This is a genomic window from Pectobacterium aquaticum (genome assembly GCF_003382565.3).
In the GTDB taxonomy this organism is placed as follows: Bacteria; Pseudomonadota; Gammaproteobacteria; order Enterobacterales; family Enterobacteriaceae; genus Pectobacterium; species Pectobacterium aquaticum.
This window is the reverse complement of sequence record NZ_CP086253.1, coordinates 1,674,698-1,691,320: the sequence shown is the minus strand read 5'-3', so window position 1 is coordinate 1,691,320 and position 16,623 is coordinate 1,674,698. Positions and strand designations below refer to the sequence as shown.

Sequence of the window (16,623 nt, the reverse complement as noted above, 5' to 3'; positions counted from 1 at the left end):
GACGATTATAGAATAAGTATTATCCTGAAAAAATCGATCAATATTTCCTTATAGGACAAATGGATAACCACATTGAGAATGTAAAAGAAACACTTTCATTGAATAATCCGCCCATCTCCGAAAATGTTTATAAAAAACATATTAACACCGGATTTAATTAGAAAATAAAAACACTATTTTATTTACAATAAGGTGGTAATACCTCCAATTAGTAGAACATATATTTTTCGATGAAGGCTCCAATGACTTTTTCGTGGATCGCGAATTCAGATAATAAGTGTAACGCTCGGTCTTGATGGGCAGGGAGTGAAGAATGCCCCGAGGAAAATCAGTACGGCGCACCACGCACCAATGACCGATCCCCTTAAATATCAGCTTTCAGCCTGGGGCATAAAATCGGAACTTGATATTCATGTTCTTCTATGTGGCGCTGCGCTTTCTTTCGGTGATCGGCGGGTTTATCTCAAAGACGGTTATCTGATAGAAAAAACCAAAGCATCATATTGTCGTGCGAAACATTGTCATACTGAGTTAACTCAGGAAGATCATGAATATGGCAACGAAAGTTTATGTCTGGCATGTACAGCGAAGCTGATCGGAACGGCAGCGATTGCACAGCGCCGTGAAGAAGCGGAGCAAAGGCATAAAGCTGAAAGAAAGCAAGAAAATAATGTGCTTTTGCAAAGGCTTAAAGTTGCACTCATTAACAGGGGGCAGTATGGGAAAGTATGACGATGATTTTGAAAAGGAAGAGAGTTATCAGCGCTGGCAATTGTCGACTCTTCTAATTGAATAACTTAGTGTTGCGTAATACGCGGCATACTGATATGATGCGCGTAACGCAACAAAGGATTGGTAAAAATGATAAAGAGCTTTAAACACAAAGGATTAAAGAAGTTCTTTGAAACAGGATCAACCGCTGGGATTGATGCGAAACAGTCTGAAAAGATCGCGTATCGCCTAGCGGTATTAGATAACGCAAAACAGATAGAAAGTATTGATATTGCGGGTTTTAATCTGCATCCCCTAAAAGGAAACAAGCAAGGGATATGGTCAATCACAGTCACTGGAAACTGGCGTATAACTTTTGAGTTTGTAGGTGGTGATGTCTATATCGTCAATCTGGAGGATTATCACTGATGGGTAAAATGTTTAATCCCCCCCATCCAGGGGGGCTGGTAAAAGAGTCTATGGAGTCACTTGATTTGAGTGCTCGCGGGCTGGCAAAAGCATTGAGCGTCGCTCCGTCAACTGTCCAACGCTTGATCGCGAAAAAAGCAGATGTATCACCTGAGATGGCGCTTCGTTTAGCAATCGTTCTGGGTGGAACCGCTGACGTGTGGCTGGGAATGCAGCGTGATTTTGACCTGTGGCAAGCGCGTCAATCACTGGATCTTTCTGGCTTACATCGCTTACAAGTCGCATAACTTATCCCGCTCCGGCGGGATTTATTTTTCTTGTAAAAATCACTGCAAAATCCCGCACGCCAATGCACAATTTTTTTGATGCTATTAACCCCTTCCCGTGCCAGTTCTGGCGCGGGTTTACCCCTGCTGCACAACTGCATAAAAACGCGCTATTTTCGTGTGCGGGCGGGGAACCCTCGCGCGCTGAGGGGGATAAGAGGGGTATGCTGGTTCATATGCTGCTGCATCCTCATCAAGGCTGCGAGCACGATCTCAAGGCTAAAGGGGTTTCAGATCTCGATGGGACGTTAGCAGAAAAACAGGCAATATCAGGACACATGACAATCAGCCAGACAGCACGATACGACCGAAAAATACCTATCGTTCCTGTCGTGGGTGGTCAGAATAAAAATTCAAGATAATTGCATATTCACCAAACACGCAAAAATCATATTAGGAAGAATATTAGGAAAGGGGGTTTCAGGCACAAAAAAACCACCTTACGGTGGTTGAATTTTGTTTTGTAACTTCTTGTTTTTATTGAAGTTAAATCAATGGTGCCGGGGCGGGACTTGAAAAACATGTCATACGTGTTGAATTTATAGGTTTTACCTTAAAATCTAACGAGCATGTACCCGCATTTGTACCCACAACCCACATTGCTTCATTCCCTACCCTGCCGTCCGCTACGATACCAAGCAGTGACGCCAGTTGTTGAATTTCGACAGCATATTACAAAGGCTGGCTATTGTCAGCCGAACTACCGACCCAGTTTTCTACGCGTAATCCTGGCACACGCTCAAACTCACGCACATTGTTCGTTACCAGTATCAAACCAGCGGACCGCGCATGACCGGCTAACATTGCATCATACGGGCCGATGGGGGTTCCTTGTTTTGCCAGTTCGGCGCGAATTTGACCGGTATGTACGGCAGCGTCAAAGCCATAAGTTTGCACTTCCAGACGCGCAGAAAAACCTTCAATCACGGCGAGATTCTTTTCTGGGTTTACCGATTTCTCCGCACCATAAATCAGTTCCATCAGCGTGATAGCACTGATAGCAAACTGCCCGTAATGACGGTAGAAAGCGTCCCTGACTTCCTGCGGCTTGTTCTTGATGGTGTAAATACAGATATTGGTATCAAGCAGATATTTCAGCATCAGAAATCTTCCCTGATCTGATCATCCTGTTGCTCTCTGGTGATCATGAAGTCAGGTGTTACCCCCTCCCCTTCAAACCAGCTATCCCAACTTTCCCCTGCTGGCGTGATAATACGTGTACGGCCAATCGCGATGATATCAACCTGTTTCACATCATCAGGAAGTGCCACCGCTTTAGGAAGCCGTACCGCCTGGCTGCGGTTGCTTTTGAATACTGTTGTTTTTTCCATGGCGATCTCCTTGGATAAACTTTGTGCTATCGGTAGCATAGAGCACTAATGGGATATGTCAATGGGATATACGCAGCCAACGTTATTAAGCTACTCACCTTGCCGCCAACATCCCCGGATAATGTTTGGCAATGATGTCGTTCATCTGATCGATCAGGTCAGGACGCTTGAAGGTGAGATGCCCGGTGCCTTTCTGAAAGTAACGCACACTAAAATACTCATCTTCATATTCCTGCTGATGGGGATTATCGCGAATATGGTCCATCAGGCGGATAGTGAGATCGCCTCGGTTGTCAGGAATCGGTTTGCCATCCAGCAGATACAGCATACGTTCCAGGTCGGCCAGTTGATCGCGTCGCCAGCCCCAGTTCAGGCCAAAGCCCCAACGGTTGTAGGTCACCAGATTGTTGATGATGATTTTCTTGCCAAAGTAACAAGGGTGATTGGTTTTGTAATCCCACGATAGCCCTTTGAATACGTTAATGACCCCACGCTCGAATACCTCCTGTTTACTCTGGTGAAGTTGCTCAAAGGTGCTGAGGATATTGGCTTCGCTGATAGTCGGTAGCTCACCCTCATCGAGATTTTTATGCCACTGGCTACGCGCTTCGGCATCCATCAGCGACAGCATGCCGGATTTCAGCATCAGGTCGCGCCAGATATTGCGATCCAGCATGCGGATGATGGCGGGCATCGCCTTGTTGGGCGCTTCTGTCAGCCAGCAATCGTTGCGATGCCCCTGCTTCAGCCCCCAGTCTTCGGCGGTGCCGCCACCGATAGTCGCCGTGAGTATTGAGATCGCCTGTAGCTGATTGAGAAGTTGCTCTATCTGTTGCAGCGCGGCATCACGTCCGGTGACGACACGTTCGATATTGGTCGAGCAAATCAGCTCGGTGTGTTCGGTCAAAACCTCGGGTTCAATTTGCATAGTTTGTGATCCATACATAAGCAAATGCGCCAGCCGATAAGGGCTGGCGCATTATGCATTGGGGAGAGGAATAAATAGGTTTGGCGAGGTGTTACTGGAAAGCGGCTCGCGGTCTTTATGTCTTGAGCAAGCCGGTAGCGCGTCTGGCACGGAGAACATCAACGGCGGAGAGAAACGGCGATTGCTCCTGCCAGTTAAAGCCGTTGCGATCGATGCGTACCAGTTCGTAACGCTCCACCAGAAAATTCACGGCGTTTACCAGCGTGACACCAGCATCGATATGCTCCTGAATCACGTTTTCCTCGCAGAACGGTGTGTCGTTCAACGTGAGACCGTAATGCTTTTCCAGCAGATAGGTAAGCAGTTGCTGCCAGACGGCTATGGGTGGTGGGCAGGATTGATCCTCCCGTAACGGGATTGCAGGTGTTGTTTGCATGGGAATACTCTCTTCAGGTTAAGTCGATAAAACCAGGGAAATGTTCAGAATGGGGAGAGAAGCTGCGGATTATTGTGTTGCCGTAGAAGAGGGATAAACAGAAATATACACGTAGCCAAAACTGCCCAGCGTATCGGCTTCACAGGTCCACTCGTTGTAATGCAGCGTGATGCAGCCCTGCTGGCGGGGATTCAACTCACCCGAGCGCAGTTTTTGTTCCAACTGCTTAATCAGCTCAGGAAAGCTCTGTTCAAGATTACGGGCTTCCGATTCGCTAAACGTACCGACAACGCTGGCCCGGTCTGCCAGATAATGAAGATAGTTACCTTCCTGAACCAGCCTGGCTCCGAATTGCGGAGTGACAGCACGTTTTAGTCCCCATTCCGGGGTATCAGACGATGGCATGATCGCCTCCTTATAAAAACACGGTGGTAAGTGTGGTCATCACAGCCAGCCGCGTTCAGCGAACGACACCACCTCAGTGCCGCCGATCACCAGATGGTCGAGTACTTTGACGTCGAGTTGTGACAGTGATTCCTTCAGCCTGTCAGTAATGTTGCGGTCGGCCTGACTGGGTTCGGCCCAGTTGGATGGATGGTTATGTGCCAGTATCACAGCAGCGGCGTTATGGCGCAGTGAGGCTTTGAGGATTTCACGCGGATGCACTTCGGTGCTGTTGATACCGCCCAGCGCGATAACTTCCTTTTCTATCAGGCGATGCTGGTTATCCAGATACAGCACCATAAAGACTTCGCGTTCCAGACTGCTGAGCTCCAGCATTAACCAGCTTTTGGTGTCCTCCGAGGTCTTGAACTGCCGCGCATTTTTACGCACGCGTTTTTCCAGCAGGCACAACGCCATCTGGATGATGCGCTGCTCTCTGGACGCAATGCTTCCTGCCAATGAATTACATGACATGATAAGTCCTTGAAGTGAGGTAATAAGGGAGAATGAAACAAAATGAGGGAAATTAGGATGCCAGTTCCAGCATATTTTCGGCCAGTATCCACAGGGCGCGGTTAAGTTTTACGTCACCATCAATCCCTTTGACAGCACGGGTTCTGGCTCGTTTACCTTGAACTGTACGGCCTGATAGTCCACCTTTAATCAAATTTTCCTGAATACGCTGGTAAGTGGTCCACAGATCATTGCTTTCGTCCTGCCAGCGGCGAGGCGACAGGATTTGAGCCTCTGTCACTGGCTGATACTCTTCACCAAATCGGTAGGTTAACGCAGCCTGAGCCAACGCAGTCTGTGCCGGTGGTGGTAATAATAATGACTGCATGGCATCACGTTTTTCATCAATACGCTCAAAGGTATCTAATACCTCATAAGCCCCTTCAATAACACGGCCAACCACATCACCCTTATGGGGAACACGGACTTCACCCAGGGATTCACCACAAATTAAACCATTGTGACAAACCTGTCTAAAAAGACCAGGCAACATTTGATAACTGCTGGAGCCGTCATGACTATTAAGCAAAATAATCTCTGGCACCTGTTTGCCCGTAATTTGACCTTCCCGGCGCAAGCGCAGCATGTGCTTGGTATGCTCCCGTTTCTCCGGATCACGTACACGGGTTTGGCAAGCAAAAAATGGCTGAAAGCCTTCACGCTGTAAGTTATCCAACAGGGTAATGGTGGGAATATAGGTATACCGTTCGCTACGCGAGCCATGCTTGTCTTCACTAAATACACTGGGAACCGTGTGCGCCAGTTCGTCACGGGTTAATGGACGGTCGCGGCGAATAATATTTACTGCGCCAAAGCGCGAGGCCAACTTGGGCATAAAAACTCCTTATGTGCCAGAGTGAATGACCCTGGCACATCTTGTTGAAATGATAATTAATGAAAGAATGGATTTCATATTTCAGGCAGTAAAAGCAGTACGAAGAATAAAATTCATTATTTTAGTGGTTATTGCACCTATCAATAAAAAAGCAGCCTCCCGGGCTGCTTCAACTTCTTCGTCATTATAACCTGCCTGCCGTAAGTGCTCAGCTACAAAATCCTGAGCTTGAGCACTTGAATACCAGGTAATTACTTTACCTAATGCAGCAATTAACATTTTAAGTAATGACATAATGCCTGACCTTTATCGATAATATTTGAAAGTCATTCCTTATCACAGGGATAGTACTCAGAACCAAAGGGGGGGAAGTCTTTATTGCCTGTAACATTAAATGTGTATGACTTTCCATTCGCATCACTGACACGAATGACTTTCGCCTGACGTAATGCCTCCCATTCTGTTTTTATCCGTTCTAACGAGTGAAAGGGTTGTGATACTTCATGCCCATCAACCTGTAGCTGAGAATAATCACCGCTAAACCCGGCCTGCACACGTAAAACAGGTGGTTTCGAGGAATATAATTCACAGCTGATTTCAAGATAATGCTTATCGTCATTACTCAGATGAACGCCTGCATATCCCTGCAATGACCAGTATGTCCACTCTGCCGCAACAGCACTACCCAAGGGTAACAACAGCGCCGCCAATACGGCACCTTTTAAGTATTTCATGTGGCGTATCCTTATATTTCAGTGAGATATTGAAGTATTATTTCAATCAAAAGTGAATGTCCAACCGCCTTTGTCAGTATCCACCTGGACTTCTGAGGCAACACAATCATTGTAAAAAGGGACTTTCACCGATTCACCATAGCGAAGTGTGGCCGGGATAATCGTTTCCTTATTGCTGGTGCCGAAGTATTTCAGATTTCCAATACGGCAATTTCCACGATTGACACTGATATTATTGATACGAACAGTATCCGTTTTAGCGGTGACAACGACATCAACGTAGCGATTTCCCGCCACATGGACATTGTTATATGCCATTACCGTTATTGGTACCGGTGTTTGCGCACTGATTACCATTCCAGAAAAGAGTAATGATAATACTGGTAACAACCATTTTGAATGATTCATGCAATAACTCCTTATAAAATGCGTATAATATCTCATTGTGTAAAGTGGTGATTTAATAAGCGTGAGTGAGTTTAACGATACTCATTGTTCATCTTATTTATTCACGTATAAGTTCACAGATATATTGAAAGTGTGGTAACGCTGTAATGAATCGTTTATCCTGAAAAATTCGTCTCACCTCCTCCTTTTTACTAAATGAACTAATGGTCATCGCTACATCCGTAATTGCCACCAGATTAAATACTTTTATGTGGTTTTGCTTTTCTGTCGCCAGATACCATTCCCCATCAAAGTAAATAAGGCGATAGGGAGCAATGGAGATTTGTTTGCGGCCATTATGTAAAAAGTTGATTAAGCGGTTTTTAACTATAGCCTGTGTGATGGCATAAAACCCACCGAACAAAGAAGGAACATTTCGTGGCGGTGCGTTATAGACGATATAGGGGGAGTCCTGTCCTGCATCCAGCAAAACGGAAAGCAACTTTTTATCCAGTGCAGGGAAAAATTGTGCCACATGGGTAATACGCGCAAACGTAATGATATCGTGATCGGTACGAAATGGCCCCCTGGCATCAGAAAGACGCAAGTATCCATCTTTTAATTCAGTATCCAGATATTGTAACCGCTGTCGTAAATCTCTCTGAATCGTTCTTTCCGAGACATTGAATTCTAAAGCCAGTTGTTTGACTGACAGAGACTCCCCCATGAAGAGCCTGCTGACTAGAATAGCCAGGCGACTGGCGAGCCGGTCGTAACGTTTTCCCTGTTCAGGCATGGTGTTAATTCCTGTATAAATTCCGTGCATCCCTTTTGGCATACACGGAATAAATCAATATTGGGTAAGATTTTTCTGACGTAGCCAGGCGATAACGATGCAGGCAGGGATCGTGACACGGTATGCCGGGCCCGCAATATCCGACAGCATCCAGGCTGAACTGAGCGCCAAACCAACGGGGCCAGCGAGAACTGAAAGGGCGCGAGACGCAACGAACACGGTTCCCCAGGTAGCGATCCCGCCAAGAGCAGTGATCACGCTGGCTGCCAATGTTGTTGCGAGTTCCAAAGCGGCAACAGAAGAGGTACGAATGGCTGCCTGTATAGCGATAAGAATGAGTTGTGGTGTTGGGCTGGTTAAATCGAGCTGCATATTTTTAGACAACATCGCCAATTCGTCTGGTGTCATGTTGTCCAGACTTTTTTCCAGCACTTTCATGAGCAGATTAAGTTCAATCGACTCCGTTGTACTGTTTTTATTGTAATTAACATCCAGCTTGTCACAAACATCGCACAAAATTTCACGGTAAAGAACACCCTGTCCACCGCGCACCAAACTGACTAACGTGTTTGCGCCAAAAGTTTGTAACTCTGCGCCAATCGACGTCCAATACTTGCTGTGATCCGGGTAGAAGCGCTGATATTCACTTGTGCTGGTTAACGTCTCCGACCAGCGTTTTTCACCGTCCTTACTATCAATGGTTAACAGCTCAACCAGTAGTTGAAGGTCTTCATTACTGCATTGGCTTAGCAAGGCCAAATCAGGATCTAGCCGATAAACTGCCATCATCTATCCTCAATAATCGTTTAGGAGCGATTACTGTAAAGATGCATATGGACAGGATGTGTCATTATTTTTGTTTATTTTTTGTTCTATTTATTTAAACACGGGCAGGATGTGTCAAAAAAGAAGAATACTAAATAACTCAGCACATTTCTGCTCGACGTTTAATCGAGCGAAACCAACACTGGCTAGTCCTCATGCCCTACGAGGGTAACGCTACAATGTGAAATTTTAATCAAGTGTTCTCTTAACTGTATGCCTCTCAGATTCATAGCAAGGGAGTTCTGGGAGCGGTATTGAGGGCTATTGTTTCCGCTAGAACATTCTCAATATGGTTATATGTGTTTAATTTTTAGATGAATCACACCATTTCTTTATACAACAAAGCAACTGCCATATTAACCAGATTTGTTTGGCTTTCATTATATTTAGATGATAATTCGTTAAGCATTTTCATGCTTTCCTCATTTACTCTCAAGTGCTCTATAACTTTCTTTTTATTAATAGCCTTTTCTTTTTCACGTATTTTTTTCTGTGACCACGCTTTAATCATAGCGTTAATCAGTACTTTAAAGTCATCATTTCTACTCAAGAGATAAAGTTGGGTTACTAGTGAGCATTTATTATCAGCTTCTGTCAATGGTTCAATATATGGTACTGAGATTCCTTTTTTCTGTAGATAAGAAAGTGAAAAAATAATTACTTCTTTGTTTTTTATTAATAAATCAATATTTGCTTTTTTATTACAGTTTGTTTTATCTAATTTATAAGAGTAAAAAACCATGGAGATTAAATGTCCAATTTCGGCTCCTCTGAACGGTAATTCATTTAATATTTTAACGATTGAAGAATAACGTTCTTTGTGACTAGCTATCGCTGTTGGAATTTTTAACACATCAACTACAAATTTATTATTGGGGTCATAATTGTATACAGCTTGACTATAAACATGGAAATTACCGTTTTTAAACTCTTTTAAAACAGACATCCATTCAAGATTAATTAACACTGACCAAAAATAGTAACATGCCTCGGGATCTTTTTTGAGCCAGACAATACTCTCTATGGGAGCGAGATCTTCCTTGGAATCATTTATAAGATGCTGAAGGTACAACAGAGGAGGTGATTCTTTTCTGGACTGTATAGCCGATATAATGAACTCAGACATTGCAACAGCATTGTTAGCGATATCAGGGAATATAGAATTAGCATTAGTAATATTAAGCGACAACAACACTTTTCTAATTGTCAGTAGTGGATATGTCAAAATATATTTCCTAAGCGAAATCGTATCCTCTCCTATCAAAGGCTGAATAAGCCTAGCCTTTAATCTTTTTATTTCGTTTTTATGATCATTATTCAATTGCTCATCACTCATTTTGAAATGCCATGCTTAATCATATAGTTAAAAGATATAAAAATGAAGAGATTTCATAGAATGATCATGAAAAAAACATATTTTTTTGAGGAAAAAACGTTCCTTAAAACTGATTGTTATTTGTTTTTTCCTTGTAAAATCAATGAACAAAATGGTGTGTAGTGCCACGACTCAATTACAGAGTAATTCATGCGCAAAAAACCGCTAGCAATCAGTGCATGAGTCTAATTAACTATGTAAAAAACTGGATTTGATTGTCTGATTTGTAATATATACTTGGTTCAATATACTTGGTTCACACCTATCATGAAGGCCATGAAATCACACAGGCGTTTTTAGATAAAACTCTATTGAGTAAAACTCAAGTCAAACATCAATAAATCCTGATTGCAGGTCATTTATCAGTCACCATGACATTGCCATCAAAAATAAGTATTTTTTTACAACTCCGGTAATGGATATGAACAACAATCCACCGGAGATAAACTCAATGATTTACACTTACAATCCCTTCTGGCAACAGCGCATCATCGATACATTTTTGAGTTCTTTAGATGCTTATCGTAGAGTGCTGATGCTAAGAGTGGACTTAAGAATCCCAAATACTCCAGCTGCAACTGATGCTGCGGTGATATCTCGTTTTATCGAATCACTTAAAGCAAAGATTAAAGCTTGCCAACAACGTAAGCAGCGCGAAGGAAAGCGAGTACATATCACTACCCTGCGTTATATCTGGGTACGAGAATATGGTGAAATAAATGAGAAAAAGCATTATCACGTTATATTACTACTGAACCGTGATGCATGGTGTGGGGCTGGTAACTTCTTGGACACGAACTCACTAGCAGGGATGATTCAACAAGCATGGTGCAGTGCCTTGCATATTGATGTGCAGCGATTTTTCGCACTGGTTCATTTTCCAGATAACCCATCACTATGGATTGAACGAGGAAACAATGAGCAATTACAGAAGGGACTGGAACGGGCCATGTATCTTGCCAAATACCATACCAAAGTCACTGATGATGGAGACCGTAATTTCGGCTGTAGTCATCGTTAAAGACTTTATATATAACAAGACAGCTTTTGTTAATCATCAACGCAAGATGTCGAAGTAATTTTTAACTGATAACGCCCATCCTCTGAGGGAGAATTAGCGCTTATTTTTCTTTGATAGCGCCAATTTTCCCCCGTCATTTACTACTCAGAGGGAGAAGCAAATCATGACTAATACCACCACCTTACTTTCCGTAGACAATCCACTTATCGATATGGCCTTCATCACGACTTATACCGGTATGACGGATAAGTGGTTCTACAAACTGATCAAAGATGGGGAATTTCCGCAACCTATCAAACTTGGACGTAGCTCAAGGTGGTTGAGAAGTGAAGTAGAAACCTGGATGCAGCAACGCATAGAGCATTCACGCGGTAATTAAATATAATTCCCACTTGTACCTTAATAATAGAAAACAACTTTAAACTAGGAAATTCCGCGACTTGCTGTTGATTATGAACAGTCTCCTTTGGTATTGCGTTTAGAGCTCCTATTCCGTAACCACAGCATTACCAGCAATGCGATAATAAGTAAACGCTCAAGCGTTCATCTATCACGAGTTCCTTACGACTAAGAGACTTTCTCATAAGAGGTGCAAAGTAGGTCATAGATTCAATAAGCACTAACGCTGTCTCGCTGATTATAATTCGTTAACTGATTGTTAACCTCAGAGTCGCTATCATTAGCTGAGAGACAGAGAGTCCTCTTCAATCGTGGAAATACATTCCTCAACATGTAACCGGAACCTCGAGCTCTGGTTGATGAGTATATTTTCATCTCCTGCTTTGGCTACTGGACAGACTACCGGTCTGTTTGATTTTCGCAGCGTTAAATGACCAGCCACTTCCCGCACCGTCGATCGGTAGCGCCGATCGATACGATCGCATTGATCTATGAAAACGATTATCTTTTGATCGCTATCACCGCTAAGCTATTGTCGAAAACAAACATAAATTAATGTTTTATCTGCTTTTATTCCTGCTGTTCGGAAGGGGATGTCCTTTCCTTCTTTCAGCCCAGGACAATGGCTTACAGATAATTTCCCTGTTTTTATCACATCAGGATGGATGTGCCATGACCTCGATTAACTCCCATACTTTAACGATATTGAATCAGCAGGGTAAATCAGCTTCCCGCTTGAGTCAGGCCATTGAACGCCTTTCATCCGGTTTACGTATCAATAGCGCAAAGGACGATGCGGCCGGTCAGGCCATTACTAACCGGATGACCGCCAACCTGAATGCCAACAACGTGATCACTGATGGGATGAAGGATGGCCTCAGCCTGATGCAAACTGCTGAAGGAGGACTAAATGAAATCAATAACCTGCTGCAACGCGGTAGACAACTCGCGGTTCAGGCAGCAAACGGCACGTTGTCCGATGCGGATCGCACCAGTCTGGACGGTGAATATCAGCAAATACGCGCTGAAATAGACCGAATTGCTTCCTCGACACAAATCTTTGGCCTTTACCCGTTGGCTCCTGCTGAGCCTGGTCCTCAACCCGCTAAACTGGGGAATACACTCCCACTGGCAGAAAAATTCCCAGATGAAAATACCCAGTATCAATTTCCTTCTGGGGTGGTTTCTCTGGCTTATATTCCTGCCGGAGCAAAAAATATAACCATTACCATCGACTCATTAAGTGCCGATGATGACATCCAATTATTTACGCGGGATGGTAAGCATCTGGTGGGAACCCCCGCTGAAGGGAGTGATGCCGATATTGTCTGGTCAGCCAATGGCGTGACCGATGAAAGCATCATGAATGCATCCGTTATTACGCAAGACAATGGTTTTTTATCCAATGCGACCTACTCGGCTGACGCTCTATCTCAGGCCGGGGAATATAATATTAACGCAGGTACGCAGAGCAGTTATCAGGGCATGACCATCACCTACAGCGGTGACGGTGACCGTTTTGAAGATGCTAACACCGGGGGATTTAACGATGGATATGTGGCTGCAAACCGATTGGAAAAGCTCCACATTGATGAAGTGACGGAGGATTTAATTGTTATTGTGGTGGGCAGCGGTGTGTTTTACGGCAGTGCACGTTGGGATGAGCTTCCCAACCCCACAGAGCCTGCACCGCCACTACCATCTTCAGTTCCTGTCAGTAAAGCAACAACCTTCGTCGTCGGCGCTCGTTTTGACGATGACTTGCAAACAGTCACCCTTAACCCGACGCCAGCAGATAGCGAGTCGCTGGGCCTGTCGGATATCATACTGAGTACCGCTGATGAGGCAGGCGCTGCATTAGCCACATTTGACAAAGCGTTAGAAACAGTCAATGGCTACCGCAGTGAATACGGAAGCCAGATGAACCGCTTTGAATCGGTAAGTGCTGTGCTGTCGCAAGAAACCATTGCTACATCAGCCGCTCGCTCTCGTATTCTGGATGCGGACTATGCGCTCGAAGTCTCCGCAATGATGAAAGCCCAAATTCTGCAACAGGCGTCGATGTCGATGCTCACTCAGGCCAACCAGAAATCTGACATCGTGTTAAGTCTATTACGGGGATGAATCCAGATTTTCTGGCCGATATCTCATACACCACTGTAGCCAACATGAGAATTAAAATATTCAGTGAATGCGCCTTCACCAAGGTAGCATTTTCGTATCTTGAAGGCATGAACTACGGTAATGAGTCAATAAGTGTTATTGATATCGAGCATGGCATCGATACTATTCTGTTAGAACGAGTCATTAACGATGAAAAAATAAAATTTGTTATCATCTTAAATAATCGTAACCACTCTCCCCTGCTCATTGCCAACAAAGTGATATTAATATCGAAACGTTCACCTATAAGGACTTTTAAAAAACTCATCTTTACAATATCGATATTTAAGGAGATAAATGGCCATGAGGTATTATTATCATCAAAAGAAAAAATGTTTTTTGATTGCTGGCTACAAGGCATACCAATAAAATCAATCGCAAAAAGTATGTCTATAACTCACAAAACGGCCAACAACATGAGAAATGGCATTTACAGAAAGTATGGAATGAAAGATCTATTTACCTTTTTATTGATAGTCGAGATCACGCATATACATAACACTGCGTACACTGAACACAGAAAAATTCTGCGTGCTTAACCAGCGTTTCCACGGTTAACAAGACACTTGAATCTCACTGATTTTACGAGCATTATCGCAACATGTCTCCTTTCAGCCCGTGTTGTGTATGCTATCTGCCCAGGAACGTCAAACAGCCATCACCAACATATCTATATGGCGTAAGGGTGATCAGCCTGCGCCTCATAAGCCACTGTTACTACTTCATGTGTTCGGCCTATCAGACGTTTCAATATGGCGAAGGAATTACCAACCTCTCTAGGTTACAGCATATTGTGGTAGCCAGAGAAGTTCTGAAAAAATATCTTAAGAGATGTACTTGACTATAAAGTAATCTTTAAATTTTTGTTTCATACCAAGAATCACACTCGGACATAAACCAAATTTAATTCAGATGTTCCTAAATTATCTGTAAACACTATAGGATATTAAAATAATCAAAAACTTATTCTCTCATTAATTGAGCTAACTGTTTTATATAAAACATGATAAATGTAAGACAACGCTGCCACACGATTCTCATCATGTGGACGAATAGTCCTTTTTCCTGCCCAACCCATCGACGAACTGTATGCTCTTATGTTTTTATAGAATACTGCACCTAGAGAATCTCCTTTTCCCCCATAATAGTTAGCGAACCGATAATTCCAATCATTTCTTATTCTACTTGGATTATGCCACTTCTCATTACTTTCGTTACATATGTCTAGAAATAGCTCTTGATAATGAACATGTGCATCTGCAACACTCAATTGATTTACTATCTCAACAATATTTTTCCATACTTCAATATGAGGCCTAGACGATCTCTTGCAAAAGACAAGCTTAATCATTTTATCATTTTCTGAAAGTGAAACATTAACCTGATAGCCATAATTAGACTCACGAGGACTTTCACTTGGACTGACTGCTTGATATGAGTGAGAAATGATAAATCGCATATCTTCATCTGAAAAATTAATTATGTACTTTCCACATAATTTCGAAATCTCAGTAGCCATGAAAAAAGATGCATAATATGCTGTAACTAAAACCCAAGATATTTGACTTGCATTTTTTATTTGCAATTGGAGATTATTAATTTGCTCAGTAATCCTTACCTTCCCATAAAAATAATCACTAAAAAGTGCATTTCTATAGTCTTGCCCATTCAATTCAACAGATATATGATTTACATCAGCACACTCAAATGTTAAGAAGCTAGCTGGATCTAACAAATATTGTTTTATCGTATCTTTGAAGTAATATTTCTGGCCGACCTCTGGAGATAAACCATATTGGCTAATGTTGTTTATTATTTTTTTAAATAGCACATCAGATATCATGATTTCATCCTAAAAGATCATCAGGAGCGTCAAGCATTCTAACATGTAATTCAATCAACTGAAGCATATCATCCGAAAGCGCTTTAATATTTTGAGTGTTAGTTCCTTTATGAATTCCGAAATTTATTTTATTAATACCAGAAAGTATCTTGTACAAAGATTCTTCTTTGTAATTTTTATAAAACACAAGTGAAAGCGAGCATACTTCCTCAAATATTTTAAATAACGCTTGAAAAAAAACACCAGTTATCAATCGCTTATCTGTACCTTCAATTTCCATTAAAACTTTAGAAGCTGCTAAAAGAAAATTCAGAATAAATCTTTTTTTCATCTCATAATTGAACGAGTTAAGTGTTCTACCCTCTATTAGGCTAGATAAGCTCGTATGAAATGGAACATGAGACAATTTCCCTGGTATTGAAGCTGTCGAGGATGTCCTTCCGAAAAGAGGTGATTCTATATCTTCACTTAAATCACGAAATAACTTTATTAAAGTAGCTTCTTTGGACTCTGGTTCTGATAAAAACTTAAGAAGCTCTATTCTTAGAGTTTTAGGAACTCCAACTTGATTGGAATTTATATCTATAAAATATTGCACCTCTTGTTTTAAATCTAATCCTTTGAAAATACAAACAGGTAAAAGAATATCATTATTGGCCATACTGGCACCAAATAGTCGATGCTGCCCATCAATTACAAGTAATTTATTTTTACTACTATCATCGAAAGTAAGAGTATTTTTTATTTTATCGAAATGTAAGCTACATCCTTCACGAGCACTTAGTATAATCGCCCCAGGTATGATATTTCCCTCATTAAGGTAAGAGGCAATATCCTCAGCCCTTTTTTTACTCAAAAGTCTTTGATAGCCGTCTTCAGGTTTTTCGCTTGCTCGAGACACCTCTGATAAATTAAAAATATGCTTAGCTTTCATCACTGTCACATAACAATCGACATCCTCATTACCAATATTCCAAGCTAATAATTTTTCGGCCATGTACCACTCCATTACATAACTATGATTTTATATCTAGAAAAGACCTATAAGGTCAAACAGAAATTTTTTGTTGTTCTATTATAAATTAAAACCATGAAGATTATCCTCATGAAAAATATTTAAGATAAAA

23 protein-coding genes and 1 pseudogene are annotated in these 16,623 nt (G+C 42.3%); 9 read left to right on the top strand and 15 right to left on the bottom strand.

Features of this window, described 5'->3' with window-relative positions; translation table 11 throughout:
- Positions 1-351: 351 nt before the first annotated feature.
- The 4 genes from DMB82_RS07915 to DMB82_RS07900 all read left to right on the top strand — a co-directional run bounded on the left by DMB82_RS07915 (position 352) and on the right by DMB82_RS07900 (position 1,828).
- On the top strand, positions 352-732 hold the full coding sequence (locus DMB82_RS07915; RefSeq protein WP_208644314.1) for a hypothetical protein: 381 nt from the start codon (positions 352-354) through the stop codon (positions 730-732).
- A 129-nt stretch (positions 733-861) separates the two neighbouring features.
- Positions 862-1,140 (top strand): type II toxin-antitoxin system RelE/ParE family toxin, encoded by a 279-nt coding sequence (locus DMB82_RS07910; RefSeq protein ID WP_102118419.1) that lies wholly within the window; start codon positions 862-864, stop codon positions 1,138-1,140.
- Positions 1,140-1,427: a HigA family addiction module antitoxin gene (locus tag DMB82_RS07905; protein WP_102118418.1), complete on the top strand. Its 288-nt coding sequence runs from the start codon at positions 1,140-1,142 to the stop codon at positions 1,425-1,427. The genes DMB82_RS07910 and DMB82_RS07905 overlap by 1 nt, the downstream gene beginning before the upstream one ends.
- A 203-nt stretch (positions 1,428-1,630) precedes the next feature.
- Positions 1,631-1,828, top strand: coding sequence for a site-specific integrase (locus tag DMB82_RS07900; RefSeq protein ID WP_226888919.1), 198 nt, complete (start codon positions 1,631-1,633; stop codon positions 1,826-1,828).
- 310 nt (positions 1,829-2,138) lie between these two features.
- Here DMB82_RS07900 and vapC read toward each other — a convergent pair whose 3' ends face one another.
- The 13 genes from vapC to DMB82_RS07835 form a co-directional block, all read right to left on the bottom strand.
- The gene (gene vapC, locus DMB82_RS07895) at positions 2,139-2,567 is read right to left on the bottom strand and encodes a type II toxin-antitoxin system tRNA(fMet)-specific endonuclease VapC (RefSeq protein WP_116162549.1); all 429 of its coding nucleotides are present in this window, start codon (positions 2,565-2,567) and stop codon (positions 2,139-2,141) included.
- The gene (vapB, locus tag DMB82_RS07890; protein ID WP_116162551.1) at positions 2,567-2,797 is read right to left on the bottom strand and encodes a type II toxin-antitoxin system VapB family antitoxin; all 231 of its coding nucleotides are present in this window, start codon (positions 2,795-2,797) and stop codon (positions 2,567-2,569) included. Before vapB ends, vapC begins: the two co-directional genes overlap by 1 nt.
- 94 nt (positions 2,798-2,891) lie before the next feature.
- Positions 2,892-3,725 (bottom strand): DUF4942 domain-containing protein, encoded by an 834-nt coding sequence (locus DMB82_RS07885; protein ID WP_116162553.1) that lies wholly within the window; start codon positions 3,723-3,725, stop codon positions 2,892-2,894.
- A gap of 115 nt (positions 3,726-3,840) precedes the next feature.
- Positions 3,841-4,161 carry a TA system toxin CbtA family protein gene (locus DMB82_RS07880; protein ID WP_116162555.1) on the bottom strand — a complete coding sequence of 107 codons (321 nt, stop codon included), beginning with the start codon at positions 4,159-4,161 and terminating at the stop codon, positions 3,841-3,843.
- A gap of 69 nt (positions 4,162-4,230) precedes the next feature.
- Complete coding sequence (locus tag DMB82_RS07875; protein ID WP_116162557.1) at positions 4,231-4,566, bottom strand: type IV toxin-antitoxin system YeeU family antitoxin; 336 nt, start codon at positions 4,564-4,566, stop codon at positions 4,231-4,233.
- 39 nt (positions 4,567-4,605) lie between these two features.
- A complete protein-coding gene (gene radC, locus DMB82_RS07870) occupies positions 4,606-5,079 on the bottom strand; it encodes a RadC family protein (protein WP_116162559.1) in 474 nt (157 codons plus the stop codon).
- Positions 5,080-5,131: 52 nt separating this feature from the next.
- Positions 5,132-5,953 carry a DUF932 domain-containing protein gene (locus DMB82_RS07865; RefSeq protein ID WP_116162561.1) on the bottom strand — a complete coding sequence of 274 codons (822 nt, stop codon included), beginning with the start codon at positions 5,951-5,953 and terminating at the stop codon, positions 5,132-5,134.
- A gap of 81 nt (positions 5,954-6,034) precedes the next feature.
- Complete coding sequence (locus tag DMB82_RS07860) at positions 6,035-6,247, bottom strand: hypothetical protein (RefSeq protein WP_116162563.1); 213 nt, start codon at positions 6,245-6,247, stop codon at positions 6,035-6,037.
- A 32-nt stretch (positions 6,248-6,279) separates the two neighbouring features.
- Positions 6,280-6,687 carry a hypothetical protein gene (locus DMB82_RS07855; protein WP_116162565.1) on the bottom strand — a complete coding sequence of 136 codons (408 nt, stop codon included), beginning with the start codon at positions 6,685-6,687 and terminating at the stop codon, positions 6,280-6,282.
- 42 nt (positions 6,688-6,729) lie between these two features.
- Entirely contained in the window at positions 6,730-7,095 is a 366-nt protein-coding gene (locus DMB82_RS07850; protein WP_116162567.1) for a hypothetical protein, read from the bottom strand.
- 97 nt (positions 7,096-7,192) lie between these two features.
- A complete protein-coding gene (locus DMB82_RS07845; RefSeq protein ID WP_116162569.1) occupies positions 7,193-7,870 on the bottom strand; it encodes a helix-turn-helix transcriptional regulator in 678 nt (225 codons plus the stop codon).
- Between the two features lie 54 nt (positions 7,871-7,924).
- A complete protein-coding gene (locus tag DMB82_RS07840) occupies positions 7,925-8,656 on the bottom strand; it encodes a YaaW family protein (RefSeq protein WP_116162683.1) in 732 nt (243 codons plus the stop codon).
- 358 nt (positions 8,657-9,014) lie between these two features.
- Positions 9,015-10,031 carry a hypothetical protein gene (locus tag DMB82_RS07835; protein ID WP_116162571.1) on the bottom strand — a complete coding sequence of 339 codons (1,017 nt, stop codon included), beginning with the start codon at positions 10,029-10,031 and terminating at the stop codon, positions 9,015-9,017.
- 490 nt (positions 10,032-10,521) lie between these two features.
- Between DMB82_RS07835 and DMB82_RS07830 the strand changes: the two genes are divergently transcribed.
- The 5 genes and pseudogenes from DMB82_RS07830 to DMB82_RS07810 all read left to right on the top strand — a co-directional run.
- Positions 10,522-11,091 carry an inovirus Gp2 family protein gene (locus tag DMB82_RS07830; protein ID WP_116162573.1) on the top strand — a complete coding sequence of 190 codons (570 nt, stop codon included), beginning with the start codon at positions 10,522-10,524 and terminating at the stop codon, positions 11,089-11,091.
- 163 nt (positions 11,092-11,254) lie between these two features.
- A complete protein-coding gene (locus DMB82_RS07825) occupies positions 11,255-11,470 on the top strand; it encodes a helix-turn-helix transcriptional regulator (RefSeq protein ID WP_116162575.1) in 216 nt (71 codons plus the stop codon).
- Between the two features lie 692 nt (positions 11,471-12,162).
- Positions 12,163-13,614 carry a flagellin N-terminal helical domain-containing protein gene (locus DMB82_RS07820; protein ID WP_116162577.1) on the top strand — a complete coding sequence of 484 codons (1,452 nt, stop codon included), beginning with the start codon at positions 12,163-12,165 and terminating at the stop codon, positions 13,612-13,614.
- Entirely contained in the window at positions 13,611-14,192 is a 582-nt protein-coding gene (locus tag DMB82_RS07815; protein ID WP_228400059.1) for a helix-turn-helix transcriptional regulator, read from the top strand. The genes DMB82_RS07820 and DMB82_RS07815 overlap by 4 nt, the downstream gene beginning before the upstream one ends.
- A gap of 88 nt (positions 14,193-14,280) precedes the next feature.
- Positions 14,281-14,419: pseudogene (locus tag DMB82_RS07810) on the top strand (phosphorothioated DNA-binding restriction endonuclease); the annotation flags it as partial.
- 189 nt (positions 14,420-14,608) lie between these two features.
- Here DMB82_RS07810 and DMB82_RS07805 read toward each other — a convergent pair.
- Both DMB82_RS07805 and DMB82_RS07800 read right to left on the bottom strand, forming a co-directional pair.
- Entirely contained in the window at positions 14,609-15,496 is an 888-nt protein-coding gene (locus DMB82_RS07805; protein WP_116162579.1) for a hypothetical protein, read from the bottom strand.
- 4 nt (positions 15,497-15,500) lie between these two features.
- Positions 15,501-16,493: a DGQHR domain-containing protein gene (locus DMB82_RS07800; protein ID WP_167469132.1), complete on the bottom strand. Its 993-nt coding sequence runs from the start codon at positions 16,491-16,493 to the stop codon at positions 15,501-15,503.
- Positions 16,494-16,623: the final 130 nt, after the last annotated feature.

Coding starts and splice junctions, on each gene's coding strand:
- vapC (WP_116162549.1), bottom strand. CDS start 2,567: ATGCTGAAATATCTGCTTGATACCAATATCTGTATTTACACCATCAAG.
- DMB82_RS07875 (WP_116162557.1), bottom strand. CDS start 4,566: ATGCCATCGTCTGATACCCCGGAATGGGGACTAAAACGTGCTGTCACT.
- DMB82_RS07860 (WP_116162563.1), bottom strand. CDS start 6,247: ATGTCATTACTTAAAATGTTAATTGCTGCATTAGGTAAAGTAATTACC.
- DMB82_RS07915 (WP_208644314.1), top strand. CDS start 352: ATGACCGATCCCCTTAAATATCAGCTTTCAGCCTGGGGCATAAAATCG.
- DMB82_RS07885 (WP_116162553.1), bottom strand. CDS start 3,725: ATGCAAATTGAACCCGAGGTTTTGACCGAACACACCGAGCTGATTTGC.
- DMB82_RS07850 (WP_116162567.1), bottom strand. CDS start 7,095: ATGAATCATTCAAAATGGTTGTTACCAGTATTATCATTACTCTTTTCT.
- DMB82_RS07880 (WP_116162555.1), bottom strand. CDS start 4,161: ATGCAAACAACACCTGCAATCCCGTTACGGGAGGATCAATCCTGCCCA.
- DMB82_RS07835 (WP_116162571.1), bottom strand. CDS start 10,031: ATGAGTGATGAGCAATTGAATAATGATCATAAAAACGAAATAAAAAGA.
- DMB82_RS07825 (WP_116162575.1), top strand. CDS start 11,255: ATGACTAATACCACCACCTTACTTTCCGTAGACAATCCACTTATCGAT.
- DMB82_RS07815 (WP_228400059.1), top strand. CDS start 13,611: ATGAATCCAGATTTTCTGGCCGATATCTCATACACCACTGTAGCCAAC.
- DMB82_RS07805 (WP_116162579.1), bottom strand. CDS start 15,496: ATGATATCTGATGTGCTATTTAAAAAAATAATAAACAACATTAGCCAA.
- DMB82_RS07845 (WP_116162569.1), bottom strand. CDS start 7,870: ATGCCTGAACAGGGAAAACGTTACGACCGGCTCGCCAGTCGCCTGGCT.
- DMB82_RS07855 (WP_116162565.1), bottom strand. CDS start 6,687: ATGAAATACTTAAAAGGTGCCGTATTGGCGGCGCTGTTGTTACCCTTG.
- DMB82_RS07900 (WP_226888919.1), top strand. CDS start 1,631: ATGCTGGTTCATATGCTGCTGCATCCTCATCAAGGCTGCGAGCACGAT.
- DMB82_RS07865 (WP_116162561.1), bottom strand. CDS start 5,953: ATGCCCAAGTTGGCCTCGCGCTTTGGCGCAGTAAATATTATTCGCCGC.
- DMB82_RS07905 (WP_102118418.1), top strand. CDS start 1,140: ATGGGTAAAATGTTTAATCCCCCCCATCCAGGGGGGCTGGTAAAAGAG.
- vapB (WP_116162551.1), bottom strand. CDS start 2,797: ATGGAAAAAACAACAGTATTCAAAAGCAACCGCAGCCAGGCGGTACGG.
- DMB82_RS07910 (WP_102118419.1), top strand. CDS start 862: ATGATAAAGAGCTTTAAACACAAAGGATTAAAGAAGTTCTTTGAAACA.
- DMB82_RS07820 (WP_116162577.1), top strand. CDS start 12,163: ATGACCTCGATTAACTCCCATACTTTAACGATATTGAATCAGCAGGGT.
- DMB82_RS07840 (WP_116162683.1), bottom strand. CDS start 8,656: ATGGCAGTTTATCGGCTAGATCCTGATTTGGCCTTGCTAAGCCAATGC.
- DMB82_RS07800 (WP_167469132.1), bottom strand. CDS start 16,493: ATGGCCGAAAAATTATTAGCTTGGAATATTGGTAATGAGGATGTCGAT.
- DMB82_RS07830 (WP_116162573.1), top strand. CDS start 10,522: ATGATTTACACTTACAATCCCTTCTGGCAACAGCGCATCATCGATACA.
- radC (WP_116162559.1), bottom strand. CDS start 5,079: ATGTCATGTAATTCATTGGCAGGAAGCATTGCGTCCAGAGAGCAGCGC.